Source organism: Paenibacillus sp. J31R34 (genome assembly GCF_059383715.1).
Genome location: NZ_JBXENU010000002.1, coordinates 369,315 through 387,643, shown reverse-complemented (window position 1 = coordinate 387,643; position 18,329 = coordinate 369,315). Strand labels below are relative to the sequence as shown.

The window sequence follows — 18,329 nt, the reverse complement described above, 5'->3', positions numbered from 1 at the left end:
AATCATATTGATACGCTAAGGCGTCGCTATTAAGATGCTGATTCCTTGGCGTCCTTTAATAAGCAGGAGAAAGAAAGCAATCGGGGGGCCAAAATAATGGATAAAAAAGTGTGGAATAGAGCGACCGCTATGCTTATTGTCATCAGTATGATTGCAAGCATGTTCGCTGTGGGGATGCCCCAAGCGGCGCATGCGGCTGAAGATACGGTGAATTTCTCAGGGGGAGACGGTACGCTTGCGAATCCCTATAAAGTATCAAGCGCGGTGGAATTAAGCAACGTCAATATTCCGGGAGCGGGAGCTTATTTTCAGCAGACAGGTGATATTCACTTGACGGGCAATTGGACGCCGCTCGGGGCCTTTCGCGGTATTTATGACGGCAATGGTTTTGGCATTTATAATCTAAATATGGATTCAGCGGATTACTTTGTGGGCTTGTTTTCAGAATTAAGTGGCGGGGCTGTACTGAAAAATATGACGCTGGCTGATTTTAATATTACGGCTACAGGAAATACGGCGCATGTCGGAGGTTTGGTCGGCTACACCGCATCGAATGCAACCGTTACGGATAGCAAGGGCAACGGTCTCATTTCTTTCACGGACCCTACCTCGGTAGGGGGGCTGGTTGGTAATAACGCAGGGACGATCACCAATAGCTCAAGCAACAGCATAATTACGAGTGGCGCTGATAACTTTTATGCGGGCGGCCTGGTCGGTGTGAATGCTGGAACGATCATGGGCAGCAGCAGTGGCGGCTCTGTAAATACGAATAATGTTCAGGTTTATGCTGGCGGTCTTGCTGGCATGAACGAGGGAACCGTTAGCGATAGCGAAAGCAGCAGTACGGTGACGACGGGAGATGCATCATCAGCGGGCGGTCTGATTGGCTCCAATTCATCAAGCGGAACCATTAATAACAGCTTTGGTTCCGGTAATGCCAGTGGCAAAAATAGCTCGGTTGTCGGGGGGCTAGTCGGCAGAAATGCAGGCAATATCAACGAAAGCTACAGTACAGGCAATACAGACGCCGATACAGATGGAATGGCCGGTGGTTTGGTTGGCTATAAGTCAGGTGGATCGATTAACAATAGCTACAGCACAGGAAGTGCCAGCGGCGATAACTCTGTTTTTGTAGGCGGACTCATTGGGATGAATATGGGAGATGTCAGCAACAGCTACAGCACGGGTATTGCAAGTGGCGGAAGGGATGCCAATGGCGGTCTGATTGGCTACAATCCTAGCGGTAATGTCACAAACAGCTATTACTATCATTTAAGTGCTGCTGCATCGGCCGCAGGCTCAGCTAAAAATGACGCAGAGCTTATGCAGCAGGCGACCTACTCCACGTGGGACTTTAACAATGTATGGAGAGTTGTGGAAGGGTACACGTATCCTTCTCTCCAGTGGCAGTCCTATACGCCGAAAGAATCTACAGCTTTGGATTATATGAATTTAACCTGGGATTCGATCAAGGGAACGAACAGCTCAGAAAATGATGTAACGGCGGATCTAATTCTTCCGTCAAATGGCGCAGCAGGCTCAACCATAATATGGAGCGCATCGGTGAGCGGACTCATTAATCCAAGCACAGGCCAAGTGACAAGGGCAACTGATGATGATCATGCCGTTGCTTTGACAGCTACAATCAGCAAATCTGGAGGGCAAACCCGGACAAAGCTATTTAACTTGACGGTTATAGAAGCGCCTAACAACAAGCCTAATCGCAAGGCGGATGTAAATGCGACGGACACTGCCAAAGTAATGCTAAACACGCCTTATACGATTGATCTCTCCACAATCTTTGAAGATGCGGACAGCGACCCGCTAAGCTATAACGTAGCGGTGAACGGCGCAGCAGCAATAGCAGCAAGCACAGCTTACTCCTACACGCCAAATACGGTAGCTCCAGTAACGCTTGTTTTCACGGCTAGTGATGGGGAAGATATTTCGGACGATTCGTATACGATCGAGTTGACGGTGAATCAAACGCCTGTTCGGAAGGCGGCAGTAGCTGCAACGACAACTGCGACTGTATCGTTAAACACAGCGTACACGCTGGATCTAGCCACTATTTTTGAAGATGCAGACGCAGATGCATTAACCTACAAGGTATCCATAGATGGCGCTGCGGCAGCAGCAGCTTCAGAAAATTATACGTATACGCCTGCAGCAGCAGGCCATGCAACGTTCGTCTTTACCGCTAACGATGGAATGACCGATTCATCGGACACGTATACGGTAGAGCTTGCGGTGAACACGCTGCCTGTCCGCCAGCCGGATAAGGATGCGACAGTCGAAGCGACGGTGACGGTCAACACGCCGTATACGCTGGATCTAGCCACTATTTTTGCAGATGCAGACGGAAATGGCTTGACGTACAAGGTTTCCATAGATGGGGCAGCCGCTGTTGCTGCAACGGAAAGTTATACGTACACGCCGACAACAGCAGGCCAAGTAACGCTTCTCTTTACAGCGAACGATGGAACGATAGATTCGGCAGACACCTACACGGTGAAGCTCACGGCTAACACGGTGCCTGTCCGCCAAGCAGATGTGGATGCAACGACAGCCGCCATTGTGACGGTGAATACACCGTATACACTTGATCTTGCCAGCATTTTTGAAGATGCAGATGGCGATGGCTTGACGTACAAGGTGTCGGTAGATGGTGCGGCAGCAGTAGCTGCGACCGAAAATTACACGTACACGCCTACAGCGGCGGGCGAATACACGCTTGTTTTTACGGCGAACGACGGAGTGAAAGATTCAGTAGACACCTACACGGTGGAGCTTACAGCTAATACGATGCCAGTACGTCAGTCGAACGTAGGAGCGACGTCTAATGCTGTTATAACGCTGAACGAGTCCTATACGCTCGATCTAGCCGCTATATTCGAAGATGCGGACGGCGATGGACTAACGTACAAGGTTTCCATAGATGGGGCAGCCGCTGTTGCTGCAACGGAAAGTTATACGTACATGCCGACAACAGCAGGCCAAGCAACGCTTGTCTTTACAGCGAACGATGGAACGATAGATTCGGCAGACACCTACACGGTGAAGCTCACGGCTAACACGGTGCCTGTCCGCCAGGCAGATGTGGATGCAACGACAGCCGCCATTGTGACGGTGAATACACTGTATACACTTGATCTAGCCAGCATTTTTGAAGATACAGATGGCGATGGCTTGACGTATAAGGTGTCGGTGGATGGTGCGGTGGCAGTAGCTGCGACCGAGAATTACACGTACACACCAACATTGGCAGGGACTGTGACACTGGTCTTCACAGCCAACGATGGATTTACAGACTCAACGGACACTTACACCGTGACATTGACGGTAAACCAACCAAGCAATGGCGGTGGCGGTAATAGTGGCAATGGTAACAGCGGAGGAAGTGGGAGTGGTGGAAGCAGTACGGTTACACCGCAATACTCTGTAACCGTTACAGGAAGCGGGGGAACGACGCTTCCAACGCTGCCGGTCAAGGTTGATACAACAGCGGGGCGCGCAATCATTTCCATTGGCGAGCTGGCGGCAAAAATATTCACTGGCAGCGAGACAACGGTTATCACGGTACCTAATATCCCTGCTATACAATTCTACACGCTTGAAGTGCCAGCAGAATCGCTGTCTGGGGCGTCAGGAAGCAGTGAACTGATTTTCATTACCCGCGCAGGACGTATAGCCATTCCAGCTAACATGCTGCATGGCATCGCAGGAACGAATGGGAAAATCGCAAGCATTACGATTGGCGTAGGCGATAAGAAGGAACTGTCCGCTGAAACGTCTGAAGCAGTAGGCGGTCGCCCGCTGATTGAGCTTACACTGGGACTGAATGGCGTAACGGCGCCGTGGAACAATCCAGCTGCGCCAGTTAAAATCGCTATCCCTTACGTACCAACTGCTGAGGAACTGAAAAATCCAGAGCATATCGTCATTTGGTATATAGACGGCAGCGGCAGCGTCATCTCTGTTCCAAACGGACGTTATGATACAGTGAGCGGAACGGTGACCTTTGAAACGTCGCATTTCAGCTCCTACGCAGTGGCTTACGTGCACAAAACCTTTACAGATTTAGGCAGCGTAGAATGGGCTAGACCCGCTATTGAAGTGCTGGCCTCCAAAGGGATTATCAGCGGAAGCTCGGTGGAATCCTTCTCTCCGACAGCGCCAATCACACGTGCCGATTACCTTGTCCTGCTGGTGAAGACATTAGAACTGACAGCCGAGTTTAAAGAAAACTTCGCTGATGTGGATTCGGATGCCTACTATTATGAAGCACTGGGCATTGCCAAGCAGCTAGGTCTGGCAACAGGAACAGGCAGCAATGAATTCCATCCGAAGGAAAGCATCTCACGGCAGGAAATGATGGTATTGACGGCCCGTGCGCTGGATAAATTCAAAGGAATTGGCGCTGCACAAAATCTCACCGCACTGGAATCCTATAGTGACAAAGAGGATATCGCCGCTTATGCGGAATCGAGCCTCATGCTTCTTGTGGAGGAAGGTCTAATCTCCGGTTCTGGAAATAAGCTTAATCCCCGGGCGCTAACAACCCGAGCGGAAGCAGCCGTATTCTTGTATCGGATATATAGCCAGTACTAATGTGTGGCTTTAGCAATCCGCTTGGTTTATAGCAACTAAAAAATTTATTGAAAAGAACAAAAACCGTTAAAGCTAAATGCTTTGCGGTTTTTGTTCTTTAAGGAATAGTCTTTATGATGCATTAGCAGCTTTAACGTCAATACTGCATGCGCTGTTTATTGCTTCTTCAAATCAATTTTAAAGCTATCCCCGGCTTTACCGCCGAAAACGATCAGTCCGTCTGCTGGCAGCGTCACCGATTTTTCAAGGCTGGCAATCGAAAAGTTGATGATCATGCCCGCTGCATCATATACGGCAAAGCCGCCGCCTGCTGGCACATCAACGGTCAATCGTTTATTTGCCGATTTCTTATCAATTTTATACCATACGGCATGGCCGCTCGGTGGTATCGTGCTAACCGACGATTTTCCGCTGAAAAGAGGCTCGATTGCATCTTCACGGATAAAGGAGGAGCCGTCGATCATCAAATACTCTTTCTTTTTCAACGTGTAGAAATGGAGGTCAAAGGCATCTCTTCCGTCCATCACGGGAATTTCAGCAGCGTTGACTGCTGTATTTTCATCCACAATTTTAGTGCCTGATGCGTATCCATATTCGGTATTCACAGCTATCTTCTTTACAAAATACGGCTGCAATAAATAAAAAATAGAAGTGATTTTTTCATTCAAAGGGTAGTAGCTTTTGCCGTTTCTAGTTTCCCAAGCCTGTTTCGTTGCCTGTGTTAGAGGGTTAGGGTCCAGCTTTTGATAGCTATAACCAACCATGAGCGTTTGGCCGATGCCAGGGAATTCCAAATAGGAGCTAAGCTTTAAATAGGTTTTGCCATTGCTTTGCTCATCAAAGCTTACCGTTATGCTGCCTTTCTTGTTTTTAAATTGTCCATTGCCTGTATATACGTATTTTTGTTCAGGTACAAATCCTCCCAATAAATCGGGTAAAGCAAGCTCTCCGTCCTCAATCGCAATATCCATCGTTGATCCCACTGTGCCGTAAAATCCAGAATAAGCAAGCAGATCTGCTGGCATATCGACTTTCACGGAAGGCTCAAAGGTTTTATCTGGCAGGATGTCTGGAATGATGTTCTCTGCTTTTAAATATTCTAACAACACATTGGTTGCAAAAACGCTATTGAAAAGGGAGCTTCCTCCCGAGGACAGCACGGCGATGGAAATATGGTGCTCAGGCAGCGCAATAAGAGCAGCGTGATACATCATCGTATCTCCGCCTTTAGAAAGGGCTGTTATGCCATATTCATCAAAAGGGGCCAAGCTAACGGCATCCCAGCCTAGCCCATAGTTAGTGGTATTGGACTCTTCCGTTACCCAGACGCCTTTTCTATACTCATGGCTTTGCATGGCTTTGGCCGACTGTGCGGATAAAATATCGGGATGATCGCCGATTAATACTTCAGCAAACTTACTTAACTCTTCCGCCGTTGAGTAAATGCCTCCTGTCCCAATAACATTGGCGTTCTCGACGGGCATAGCTTGATCCATCGTAGGGAAATATGTTTTTGCCAGCCGCGTGCGATCGAAGGAATCGAGTGGTGTTTTCGTAGCGCTTAAATTCAAAGGCGTGGCTATACGCTGCTCAACGAATTCGGTATAGCTTAAACCGCTCACTCGTTCAACCAACTGCTCAAGCAGCTGAAAACTATCGTTGCTATATACCGAATATTCGCCGGGAGCAGATTTTAAACGCTCGGTTTGCAATCTGAGTAATAATTTATCATGACTGCTTGTATCATTGTCATCAAACAGCATGCTGCTCTCATAGTGGGAGCCATATAGTCCTGCTGAATGATTCATGAGCATGCGGGGTGTTATTTGCTTATAGCGCTCATCGGCCATTTTAAAATCCTTAATATATGTCGTGAGCGGCTTGTCGATATCGATTTGCTTAGCATCAGCGAGCATCATCGCTGCCGCCGTAACGTACATTTTGCTAACCGAGCCTATTCCGAGCATCGTGTCCTTCGTAATGGGCGCCTTGGTCGCTTTATCATATACCCCCGCGCTACCCGACAGGGCAACGGCCCCCTCATCCAGAATCGCATATTGCAGCCCGCTGACACCGTAATGGGATACGATCCCCGAAGCGAGCTGCTGCGCCTTTTCCTTAACCGTGTCTTGAGCCGCAACCTTATTTGCCTGAGCAAAGCTCTGGGTTACGGGGATAATGAACAGCGCAGCAGCCATTAATCCAGCAATCATTTTTTTCATTTTGTAAATCCTCCTCTTAAGTCCCTTGCCAAATTTTACTTCCTGTTTGTATGTTACAAGGAGGGAGGAGCTTATGGAGCGAATGACCCTGAAACGAAAAAAACAATCCCTAAACAACAAGATTGTTTAAGGATTGTTCATTCAAAAGGGCAGCATAACCATATTATGAAATCGCTTCGGCTTCGTCTCAATCGTCATATGACCACCATATTTATCGCATATTCTAGCGATGTTGGTTAAGCCAATGCCATGGTATTCCGGGTTCGGCTTCTGGCTGTGCAGCGAGGCGGCCTCCATTTCCATATCATTAAGGATATGGATGAACAGTGCGGATTCATTGGCATGGATGTGAATGAGAATGAAGCGATCCTCGGCGATTCGCACCTGTTTTGAAGCTTCGATTGCATTATCCAGCATATTTCCAAGGACGACACAGAGGTCATACCGGTCAATCGTTACTTCCTGGGCATTCAGATTAAGCTTCGTATCGATTCGTATGCCATTCGCCTGGCCAATCGTCAGCGTATTCGTAACAAGTGCATCGATGACGAGATTCCCGGTATTTACCCGCTGATAGGCGTCTTCGACTTTGTTTAACGTTGTCTTGATATGCTCTATCGCTGCTGCCAGCTCATTTCGTTTAATACATTCCTCGATGTACAAAAACTGCTGGTTCGTATCATGAATGATTCTTTTAATCGATTTGAAGCTATGAACGGTTTTTTCATAATTGGCATCCTGATAGTCCATCTGCTGCTGCAATTGGGCATTCTCATGCATAAATTGAAATTTTTCAATAATCATATCAAAAATATAAATGATCAACACATTGATGAAAAGAAACCCGATGACCGATATGAAATAATGAATGTTCTTTTCACTATAACTCGTCAGCACATGAAGCTGGTATAGGCTGATTACAGGGATGCTCATAATGAGTAAATAGTAGCGATAATGCAAGGAGAAGCTTCGGCGCTTGGCGAATAGCCGAATCATTTGAATGACGGCAAACATGATGATGCAGGTGAGTAGAGTAGCTTTCGTGTAAGCAAGCTGATCCTGATCATTGCTGCTATTAAAGCTGCTAAATTCGAAGGAACCCAGCGTATAAAAAATGTAAAGCGAGATTGGATTAACGATGGTCATTAACACGCTATAAAGGATTGTAAAAATGATTTTGGCTTTTAACTCGACTTGGTAAGCTTGGGCCAAGCTAAAGATGACAAGCAGCGCAAAAGCCGAGGATACAACAGGCGAAATATAAAAAAATAAATACAGAGAATCCAGTACGATAAACACAATGAAATAAAGGAGGCGACGAGGCTTCCTGGTAGACTTGCCAAAAACCGAGTCGAAGAAAAGAGAGACTTGGACGCACATCACAAGCGCAATGCTTAATACAATGAACAGGTTATCTTGAATCATATTCATTAACCCTCATAATCATAAATTTAGTATAAAAATCCTTCACTTCTTTAATTTTAGAACGTCCGATGGGCAGCTCCAAGCCACTAGACATGAGAACGATCCCGCTCGCAAACTTCTTCACATGGAGCAGATTAATAATAATGGATCGATGGATTTGCAAGAAGTTGCTGTCCTTCAAGGCTGAGGCATAATCGGCAAGAATGCCTTTGCTTTCATAAGTTCCATGTGTGGTCATAAAATTCAGCTTGCTCTTTACGCTTAAGCTTTTGGCCGCCTCGATGCCAATGATGTCATCATATTTTAAAACGACCTCATCATAGGCTGACTTGATGACCAGAAATTTTTTGTGAAGCGCTTGAAAGTATTGGCATAGCTTTATTATTTTTTCCTCAAGGATCGCAGGGGCTACCGGCTTTAATAAATATTGAAAGGTCATGACGTCAAAGCTTTCGACCATATATTCCGGGTAGCTTGTCAGAAAGACAATTTGCTCATCAAGGCGATTGAGCCCTCTTATTTTTCGAGCGGTTTGAATGCCGTTCAGTCCATTCATTTCAATATCCAGAATTAAAATATGGAAGGGCGTTTCTTCCCGCTCATAATGAGACAGGAGCTGCTCTCCCGAGCCAAATAATACGATTTCAAATTCGATATTGGACTTGATCGACAAAGCAATCAGCATGCTTCGGACGAGCTCTCTCTGCTGCTCCTCGTCCTCACAAATCGCTACTCTATACATAAAGGATACCTCCCCAAGTTCCATTTGCGTCATTGTACAACGATATCTAAACATCATACAATTTTTTGGCCTGAGATAAACAGCTTTTGGATGAAAGGCATATTTGAATCCTTCAAATGGCGTGAATAGGTAATATTCGTTAATTTGGGCAGCTTATAGTGTGATGTCCGCACATCGTTAAGAAAAAATTAAACCATTCATAAGTATTGAGGTCCTTGTTGTTAAACAGTTTCCTTCATAATGTAGGGAGGGTAAACTGTAGGGAACGAGGCAAGGGTGCTTTTGGAGGAAAGGGGAAACGTAATGGCTGCTGCAACGATATTAATGGTTGATGATGAAAAAGAAATATTGAAGCTGATTGAAATCTATTTGCTGAATGAAGGCTATCAGCTGCTGCAGGCGTCGAACGGATTGGAGGCGCTGGAGCTGCTAAGCAAAAATAGCGTTGATCTCATCATTCTTGATGTGATGATGCCGAAGATGGACGGGCTGGAAGCGTGCATGAAAATTCGAGAGGATCATAACATCCCGATTATTATGTTGTCAGCGAAGACGCAGGATATCGATAAAATTGCCGGTCTTAGCATCGGGGCCGACGAATATGTGTCCAAGCCGTTCAGTCCGCTTGTGCTCGTCGCACGTATTAAGTCCCATTTGCGCCGCTATAATCGGTTGAGTGCTCAGAAGTTGGAGCCGAGCAGCGACCAGCAAATTGTAATCGACGATCTGATCATTAATATTGATGCCCATACCGTTACCGTTGATCGGCAAGAGGTAAAGCTGACGCCACGTGAATTCGCTGTGCTGGAGCTGTTAGCTATTAATCGGGGAATTGTTCTGAGTACGGAGCGAATTTACGAGGTAGCTTGGAATGAGCCGTTCATGGAATCGAAAAATACGGTCATGGTGCATATCCGTAAAATCCGCGAGAAGATTGAGAAAGATCCACAGCATCCGAAGTTTATTAAAACGGTATGGGGCATCGGCTACAAAATGGAGGCGCTATGAGCAGTGAGCAAATGAAACGCCTTATCTTTACTACACTGGGCAGCTTCGTCATTACGTTAATCGGATTGTTTGTCGCCTATGGGCTCTCGGCTAATTTGCTCATGAATTTTGGGCCCTTCCGCGAAACCGTAAGAGGGCTGCAAAATATTGTAGGGACGTTACCGCTTGTTATATTTGCGGCTTTGCTTTTGTTTAGCCTCTGTTTAATCTTCTTCTACAGTCGGGAGACGAATACGGCAAAGGCTAGTTATCTTGGAAGCATTGCAGCCTTTGGAACGGGAAGCTGGCTGTTTCGAACGATTCGCTGGAAGCTCGTATTCGGGTTTATAATAAGCCTCGTGATCAGCTTTATTTTATTTGTTTTACTTTATTTTGTGGTCGTATTGCTTGCAGATATAGCACCGTTAGGAGAGCTCATAAGTGGCATTGTTAGAACGATAGGGCGTTTGCCGCTTATTATCGCCACCTGCTTTTTTCTCTTCTTGGTCGTGTTTTTCCTGATCAGCAATCAAACCATTCGGTATTTAAAGGAAATCACATTCGGTGTCCAGCAGATTGCGAATGGGAATCTGAGCTACGAGATTGCGGTGAAATCCTCGGATGAATTGGGGGAAGTGGCTTATAACATCAATCAAATGGGCCACAAGCTGAACATGTTAATGGAAGAGGAGCGCAGGGCGGAAAAGACGAAAAATGATTTAATTACAGGCGTATCTCATGATCTGCGCACGCCCTTGACCTCCATTCTCGGCTTTTTGGAGCTGATTGAAAATGATCGATATAAAGATGAGGTGGAGCTTCGGTATTACATTGGCATTGCTTACGAAAAGTCGTTAAGCTTAAAAAAGCTAATTGATGATTTATTCGAATTTACGCGAGTCAATAACGGCATGCCTTTGGAAAAGCTCGAATTAGATTTGAACGGTTTTATCCAGCAGCTGCTAGAGGAGTTCGTTCCGAATTTGGAAGCAGCGGGGATGAAGGGGCGTGTCTTCCCGTACGCTGCTCCGCTCAAAATTAAGGCCGATGGCGACCGGCTGGTCAGAGCGTTTGAAAATTTGGTCATGAATGCGATTCAATACGGACAGGATGGCGGGTATGTTGATGTCCGTTTGCGGCAGGAGCACGGTTATGCTGTAGTGGAGGTCGTCAATTATGGCGAGGCGATTCCGGAAAAATATTTGCCTTATTTATTTGAACGCTTCTATCGTGGAGACCAATCCAGATCACAGCAGACTGGCGGGACGGGACTTGGGCTTTCGATTGCGAAGAGCATAGTGGAGCTGCATGATGGAACAATTGCGGTAAAAAGTCGGCGAGGCGAGACGGTATTTGAAACGCGATTCCCTTTATATTAATAAAGAAAACACAATTTCCTAAAGCAAGAGGGATTGTGTTTTTTGTTTTTGCTAAACAAATGTTAAGAAAGGTTAAGAAATGATAAGCAAATGTTTTGATTCTACTAAGCTTACGGTTATAGGCTCATAAGAGAAGCCCACTATGATAGGTTCATACACCTGATAGGGGGATAAATGAGAAGATGAATAAAATACGAGTGGGCGTATTGTTCGGCGGCTGTTCTACGGAATATGAGGTGTCGTTATCCTCAGCGGCTGCTGTCTTGGAGCATTTGAATCAAGAAAAATATGAGGTCATCATGATCGGTATTACGAGAGACGGATGCTGGTATAGATATAACGGTGAAATAAAGGATATTCGTGAGAATCGCTGGAGTGGCCAGACCGCCAAGTGCATCCCGGCCCTTCTTTCACCGAGTAAAGAAACGAAAGGACTGATTGAGCTTATTCATACGGAATTTCACATCACAGCTTTAGATGTCGTCTTCCCGGTTTTGCATGGTAAAAATGGCGAGGATGGCACCGTGCAGGGGCTGCTGGAGCTTTCGGGTTTGCCATTCGTAGGCTGCGGAACATTGTCCTCTGCCATCTGTATGGATAAAGCGGTGGCCAAAAATGTAGTCCAAGCTGCTGGGATGGAGGTTCCACCTTCGATTACCGTCTTGGCTGGCGATTCCATTGCCGAAGCGGTGGGGGTGTCTGCGAAGATGGGCTTCCCGCTTTATGTGAAGCCCTCTAGATCGGGCTCCTCTATCGGGATAACGAAAGCTTATACGGAGCAAGAGCTGATAAGCGGCATCGAGGATGCCTTTACCCATGATGAGAAAATCGTAATCGAGCAGCATGTGAATGGCTTTGAGGTGGGCTGCGCTATACTTGGCGATGCCCTGCAGCCAATAATCGGCGAAATCGATGAAATTGCGCTGACGGGCGAGTTTTTTGACCATGAAGAAAAGTATTCGCTTGGCACAGCGGCTATTCATCTGCCTGCCCGCATCCATCAGGATATTGCGGACAAAGTGAAGGAAATGGCGCTGCGGATTTATAAAGTGCTGGGCTGCAAAGGACTCGCAAGAGTTGATTTATTTTATACGAGCGATGGGCGGCTTTTATTTAATGAAGTCAACACACTGCCTGGCTTCACGGCGCACAGCAGGTACCCGAATATGATGAAGTATGTGGGCATTTCCTTCCCTGAGCTGCTTGACCGTCTCATTGAGCTGGAGACAGCAAAGGTGGCATTATGATGGAAGTAATAAGCATAAACCGCAAGCCCAGTGGGTGGAAGCATGAAAGGCAGTTGGATAGACAGCATGAAAGCCGTATACAGGTGAGCAGAGACGACGTGCATAAAGGCAGCTTAATTCTAGTGAATCAGGAAAATCCGGTGAAACAGATTGTGCCCAGCCTCAGATCGTTGCCTGCAGGTATACGTCAGGCCAGCCATGTGGAGGAGCAGCGGATCATGCTGGATAAAATGTGCATTCAGCCATTGTCTGCGCTCTTGGAGGCGTGCCAGGGGGAGGACGATATTGCCGCAGTTAGCGGTTACCGTTCAAGAGAAGCGCAAGCGAAGATATATGCGGCTTCGCTAGAGGAGAGTGGGGCTGCTTTTACAGCAAGTTATGTGGCCATTCCGGGTGCAAGCGAGCACCAAACGGGGCTTGCTGTAGACGTAGGGCTGTGCAAGGGCGATATCGATTATATACGTCCATCGTTTCCTGATGATGGCGCCAGCCGCAGATTCAAAGCGCTTGCGGCAGAGTACGGTTTTATCCAAAGATATCAGGAAAGCAAGGAAGGGATTACGGGCATCGCTTGCGAGCCATGGCATTATCGTTACGTGGGCTATCCGCATTCCATGCTTATGAAGCAGCTAGATTTGTGCTTGGAGGAGTACACGGCGTATATTCAGAGCTTCTCCTATCACCATGAGCATCTTTATGTGGAGGCGCCTTCGGCCTTCGCCCAAATCTATTATGTGGAAGCGGAAGAACAGGTAACAACGGTGCCTATTATAAGTGGAGATAGCTATCAACTATCCGGCAATAATCAGGACGGTTTTGTAGTGACGGTATTTCATCGGAAAGGCGATGGGAGCTGTGAGTAAATTTGGCTATGGCGGTGTGGACTATTTCAAGCTAGCTGCCGCGACTCGGAAACCCGCCATGCATCGAGCATGGGCAGAAATAAATTTGGATCACTTAGAGCATAATCTCAAGCAATTTAAAAAGATTACACGAGCAGGCACCCAAATAATGGCGGTTGTCAAAGCAGATGCATACGGTCATGGGAGCGTCCCGATCTCAAGGAGGCTTAATGAGGCGGGCGTTCGTTCCTTCGCAGTCGCGGAGATTGATGAAGGCATAGCCTTGCGTAAAAAAGGAATCAAAGGCGACATCCTCATTTTAGGCTATACGCCCTTAAATCGACTTCAAGAGCTGCGCCGCTACAAGCTTGCCCAGACCGTTATTAATGCAGATGATGCGGAGCGCCTTCAAGCGTTTGGTAAAAAGATCAAGGTGCATATTAAAATCAATACGGGCATGAATCGACTAGGTGAACATTACAATGACATGGAGCGTATACGTTCGATGTATAAGCATAAAAATTTGCAGGTTATGGGCACATTCAGCCATCTCACGTCTGCGGAAAGCCATCGCAAGGAGGATGTGGATTTTACGAGGCTTCAGCTAGAGCGATTCGACAGCGTGGTCGATCAGCTTACCGCCGAAGGCATCGAGCCCGGGATAACCCATATCCAGAGCAGCTACGGCATTTTAAATTATCCGGAACAGCGTTATGGAAGCGTAAGGCCGGGCATCGCCCTATATGGCATACTGAGCCAGGATAACGACCATGTGCATGCTAACGTCGAGCTGCGTCCGGTGTTAGCTCTAAAAGCGACCGTCACATTGGTAAAGGACATTCATGCAGGCGAGCCCGTCGGATACAATGGCTGCTATACGCCATCACGAGATAGCAAAATTGCAACGGTATCAATTGGCTATGCAGACGGTATCCCGCGAGAGCTGTCCCAAAATGGAGGCTGCGTACTCATACACGGCCAGCGGGCTTTAATAGTAGGGAAGATCTGTATGGATCAGCTGATGGTCGATGTTACGGCAATTGCTGAGGTTCGTCAAGGAGATACGGCAACCCTGATCGGACAAGATGGCAATGAGAGTATTACAGCTGGAGAAATCGCCCAGCGAGTAGGAACGATTACGAATGAAGTGGTTAGCGCACTCGGCAGCAGAGTCGAAAATGTATATCTTACTCATGCAGCAGAAGCGGTAAGGGCTAGAGCATACGCGCAAATAAAGGGAAAAACAAAGCTGCTTTATTAAACGTTGAAGGACTGTTCACAAGGAGCAGTCTATTTTTTGTTTTTCCAAAATAGGGAATGATATAATCGTTATAAAATTCGGGGAAAGTCCGTGACTATAGAGGCTCCAATGCTATAATGATAGAAGATATTTACAATCTTCTAATTAGGCGTGCTTTTTATTTCAACAATTGAAAGAGAGGTTCAGTAATGATTAGAGCAACGGATAACAATGAATATTATGAGCTGACCAGTCCGACAAGCCTTCCTAAGGCATCGGGATTTCTCTGGAATGAAAAAATGATGATTCATATGAATTGCCGCGGTTATGCTGTCGCCCAATTTATGCAGCCCGAGCCGGCGAAATATTCGTATGCCCCGAATTTGGAGGCGAAAACGTTTATGCAGCCGGAGCAGCCGTATTATGCTCATCACCCTGGACGTTTTGTTTATATTAAAGATGAAGAGAGCGGGGAGATTTTCTCTGCTCCCTATGAGCCGGTACGGAAATTAGCGGATAGCTATACGTTTGCAGTGGGCAAGCACGATATTCGCTGGACCATTGAAAGCGATGAGCTTTCCATTGAGATGAGCCTGCGACTGCCTAAAGCCGATGCCTTGGAGCTATGGCGCATGAAGGTCACCAATCGGTCGCAAAAGCAACGCAAAATCAGCATCTACCCTTATTTTACGGTAGGCTATATGTCGTGGATGAATCAATCTGGTGCTTACGTAGAGGACCTGCAAGGCATTGTCTGCTCAGCGGTCACGCCGTATCAGAAGTATCAGGATTACAGTAAAATAAAAACCTACAGAGACAAGACCTTTTTGCTTGCTGATCACAAGCCTGCTGCTTGGGAAGTGAATCATGAAAGCTTTGAAGGCGAAGGCGGACTTCACTCGCCATCCGCGCTTCAAGGGGAAACCCTTTCGGGCGGAGATGCGCGTTATGAAACGCCAGTGTGCGCGCTTCAATACAGATTGGAGCTGGAAGCAGGGGCTGAGCAGGATTACCGGTTTATTTTTGGCCCGGCTTTTGATGAAGCGGAGATTGAACAATTCCGCCAGCATTATTTTGTAAAGCGCAATGCCGCAGGGCAGGATGGATTCACCGCCGCTGAACAGGAGTATGCAGCCTATGTCGCCGAAGGACAAGGCAATATTCAAATTCAGACACCGGATGCCGGATTGGACAACTTCGTCAATCACTGGCTGCCGCGCCAAATGTATTATCACGGCAAAACGAACCGTCTGACGACAGATCCACAGACACGCAATTATTTGCAGGATAATATGGGCATGAGCTATATTCAGCCGCAAATTGCCAGAGACGCCTTCTTGACGGCGCTGTCGCAGCAGCATGCAAGCGGAGCGATGCCGGACGGCATTATTTTGCACCCGGATGCTGAGCTTAAATATATTAACCAGGTGCCGCATACGGACCACTGCGTCTGGCTGCCCGTATGTATGAGCACTTATCTGGATGAAACGAATGATTACAGCATTTTGGAGGAGCAGGTTGCTTTCTCAGACGATGCAAGGACGGCATCTGTGCTGGAGCATATGAACCGCGCTATGAAGTGGCTCATGCATGACCGGGATGAGCGCGGGCTCAACTACATCAATCAAGGAGATTGGTGTGACCCGATGAACATGGTAGGCTATAAAGGCAAAGGCGTGTCGGGGTGGCTTACGATTGCGACCGCTTATGCGTTCAAAGTATGGGCCGACATTTGTGAGCAGGGCGGACATGCCGCCATTGCCGCAGAGTTCAGACAAGCAGCAGATACGACGAACGCTGTAGCAAATGAGTATTTGTGGGATGGCGATTGGTACGCCCGCGGCATTACAGATGACAATGTCGTGTTTGGGATCAGCGAAGATCAGGAAGGTCGGATTTTTATTAATCCTCAAGGCTGGGCCTTGATGAGCGGAGCTGCTGATGCGGACAAGCAGGAGCGTTTGATTCGGTCGGTTCAGGAACAGCTGGAGACGCCTTACGGCGTGGAGAAGCTGGCACCGTCCTTTACCGCGATGCGGGAAGATGTAGGCCGGGTTACGCAGAAGCATCCGGGCAGTGCCGAGAACGGCGCGGTGTATAACCATGCCGCTGCTTTTTACATCTACGCTTTGTATTTGGTGGGGGAGAAAGAGAATGCTTACCGACTGCTGCGAAAAATGATTCCTGGACCCGATTCCGAGGACATCCTCAGACGGGGCCAGCTGCCTGTCTTCATTCCAAATTATTATCGGGGTGCGTATAAACAGTTTCCGCGGACGGCAGGACGCTCGAGCCATCTGTTCAATACCGGGACGGTTCCGTGGGTATATCGCTGCTTAATTGACGGGCTATTCGGCTTACAAGGCCACGCGCAAGGGCTTCAGGTGCGTCCGCAATTGCCTGCCGATTGGAACGAGGCTAGTGTGACGAGGTTATTCCGCGGAGCGGAGCTGCAGGTAAGCATGAAGCGGGATGCATCCGTTAATGGCGTAGAGGTATATGTAAATGGTGACTTAATTGAAGGAGACGTCATTAAGGATGTGCAAGCCGGAGCGAAATACGAAGTGCTGGTGAAGCTGCCGCAACAGCCTTAAGCCGACGGTATGAAGGCGTCTATAGGCGTCTATATAGAATTAGATATTTTATCTTTGATTTAGATAGAGGGGATGCCATCTATGATGAGGACTTGTACAAAATGCAATGGCACTGGTAAAGTAAGAGGCTTTTTCGGCCAAAAAATGTGTATGAACTGCAAGGGGGCAGGGCGGATAGGAAACAGCATCTTCAGTCCAACTAGCTCCTCTTCAGATGAACAGGGACAAGCAAGCTCAGAAGAGATGGAAGATGAAATCTACGTTGAATATGGCTATCAAAGCCCTGTAAGCAACCAAGGCAACAACCATAACGGTAACCAAAGCAGCAACCACAGCAGCCATAGCAGTCATGTGGAGCCGACAACTCCAAGATCCTATACGAGCTCATACGAGGATAACCATACATCTTCAAGCAGTAGCAGTAATTATGAAGAGTCGGTACCGAGAAGGTCGTATGATAGTTCTGCCAGTTCGGATAGATCCGAATCCTACGATAACTCGAATGACAACTCCTCCTCAGGCAGTAGCAGCAGCGACGATTGATTAGGCCTTGTCTGAATCAACCATAATATCTGGCATCTTTAACAGCGAATCGGCGTTGTTGAAGATGCTTTTTTACTTTCTTTATCGGGCTTTCGCCATGAAGAGCTATCATTTCTAATGGCTAGCTCTGGCAAATCATGCGTTTCATTGTTATACTGAGTCTGCATCTGTCTATTCCATTGGTTGCACAGCAGGTCTGTCAATTAATACAGGCGTAGGAGATGTTTTTTCATTTTCAGCAGGATTAGACAGCAAGCAACGGTCTCGATTTTGAGCCAACCATAAAGGAGTGATTTTTTGAGCAAGGCGAAGGGCAAGGGTGGAACAGGCAGGGGAACGGACAAGAAGGGCTGGAATCGGTGGCAGGCTAGTGCCAATAAAGCCAAAAACGCGCCTAAGCCTTATAAAAGCAAAGGGACTAAAAATCAGGATGGAGCCGCTGCTTCAGGTACTCAAAAAAGCGAGAAACCCAGCGTTTAGTCCAAAAATAAAAAACT

Annotated in this window: 12 protein-coding genes; 9 read left to right on the top strand and 3 right to left on the bottom strand. The window is 47.2% G+C overall.

Annotated elements, in window-relative coordinates; all coding sequences use genetic code 11:
* Window positions 1-96 precede the first annotated feature (96 nt).
* Window positions 97-4,611, top strand: a complete 4,515-nt coding sequence (locus AC50YG_RS07160; protein WP_494825774.1) for an S-layer homology domain-containing protein — start codon at window positions 97-99, stop codon at window positions 4,609-4,611.
* A gap of 155 nt (window positions 4,612-4,766) precedes the next feature.
* Here AC50YG_RS07160 and AC50YG_RS07155 read toward each other — a convergent pair whose 3' ends face one another.
* From AC50YG_RS07155 to AC50YG_RS07145, 3 genes are all read right to left on the bottom strand, one after another.
* Window positions 4,767-6,833: a serine hydrolase domain-containing protein gene (locus AC50YG_RS07155; protein ID WP_494825773.1), complete on the bottom strand. Its 2,067-nt coding sequence runs from the start codon at window positions 6,831-6,833 to the stop codon at window positions 4,767-4,769.
* 141 nt (window positions 6,834-6,974) lie between these two features.
* Window positions 6,975-8,258 (bottom strand): GHKL domain-containing protein, encoded by a 1,284-nt coding sequence (locus AC50YG_RS07150; RefSeq protein ID WP_494825772.1) that lies wholly within the window; start codon window positions 8,256-8,258, stop codon window positions 6,975-6,977.
* Window positions 8,245-9,000, bottom strand: a complete 756-nt coding sequence (locus AC50YG_RS07145) for a LytR/AlgR family response regulator transcription factor (protein ID WP_494825771.1) — start codon at window positions 8,998-9,000, stop codon at window positions 8,245-8,247. The genes AC50YG_RS07150 and AC50YG_RS07145 overlap by 14 nt, the downstream gene beginning before the upstream one ends.
* A 303-nt stretch (window positions 9,001-9,303) precedes the next feature.
* Between AC50YG_RS07145 and AC50YG_RS07140 the strand changes: the two genes are divergently transcribed.
* From AC50YG_RS07140 to AC50YG_RS07105, 8 genes are all read left to right on the top strand, one after another.
* Window positions 9,304-10,008 carry a response regulator transcription factor gene (locus tag AC50YG_RS07140; RefSeq protein WP_473759011.1) on the top strand — a complete coding sequence of 235 codons (705 nt, stop codon included), beginning with the start codon at window positions 9,304-9,306 and terminating at the stop codon, window positions 10,006-10,008.
* Window positions 10,005-11,366 (top strand): sensor histidine kinase, encoded by a 1,362-nt coding sequence (locus AC50YG_RS07135; protein ID WP_494825770.1) that lies wholly within the window; start codon window positions 10,005-10,007, stop codon window positions 11,364-11,366. The genes AC50YG_RS07140 and AC50YG_RS07135 overlap by 4 nt, the downstream gene beginning before the upstream one ends.
* A gap of 182 nt (window positions 11,367-11,548) precedes the next feature.
* Window positions 11,549-12,613, top strand: a complete 1,065-nt coding sequence (vanG, locus tag AC50YG_RS07130; RefSeq protein ID WP_494825768.1) for a D-alanine--D-serine ligase VanG — start codon at window positions 11,549-11,551, stop codon at window positions 12,611-12,613.
* A complete protein-coding gene (locus tag AC50YG_RS07125) occupies window positions 12,613-13,476 on the top strand; it encodes a D-alanyl-D-alanine carboxypeptidase family protein (RefSeq protein WP_494825767.1) in 864 nt (287 codons plus the stop codon). Before vanG ends, AC50YG_RS07125 begins: the two co-directional genes overlap by 1 nt.
* A complete protein-coding gene (gene vanT / locus AC50YG_RS07120; protein ID WP_494825765.1) occupies window positions 13,469-14,716 on the top strand; it encodes a serine racemase VanT catalytic subunit in 1,248 nt (415 codons plus the stop codon). The genes AC50YG_RS07125 and vanT overlap by 8 nt, the downstream gene beginning before the upstream one ends.
* Window positions 14,717-14,904: 188 nt before the next feature.
* Complete coding sequence (locus AC50YG_RS07115) at window positions 14,905-17,289, top strand: GH36-type glycosyl hydrolase domain-containing protein (protein ID WP_494825763.1); 2,385 nt, start codon at window positions 14,905-14,907, stop codon at window positions 17,287-17,289.
* A gap of 81 nt (window positions 17,290-17,370) precedes the next feature.
* Window positions 17,371-17,832 carry a hypothetical protein gene (locus AC50YG_RS07110; protein WP_494825761.1) on the top strand — a complete coding sequence of 154 codons (462 nt, stop codon included), beginning with the start codon at window positions 17,371-17,373 and terminating at the stop codon, window positions 17,830-17,832.
* Window positions 17,833-18,129: 297 nt separating this feature from the next.
* On the top strand, window positions 18,130-18,312 hold the full coding sequence (locus AC50YG_RS07105; RefSeq protein ID WP_494825759.1) for a DUF3934 family protein: 183 nt from the start codon (window positions 18,130-18,132) through the stop codon (window positions 18,310-18,312).
* Window positions 18,313-18,329 lie beyond the last annotated feature (17 nt).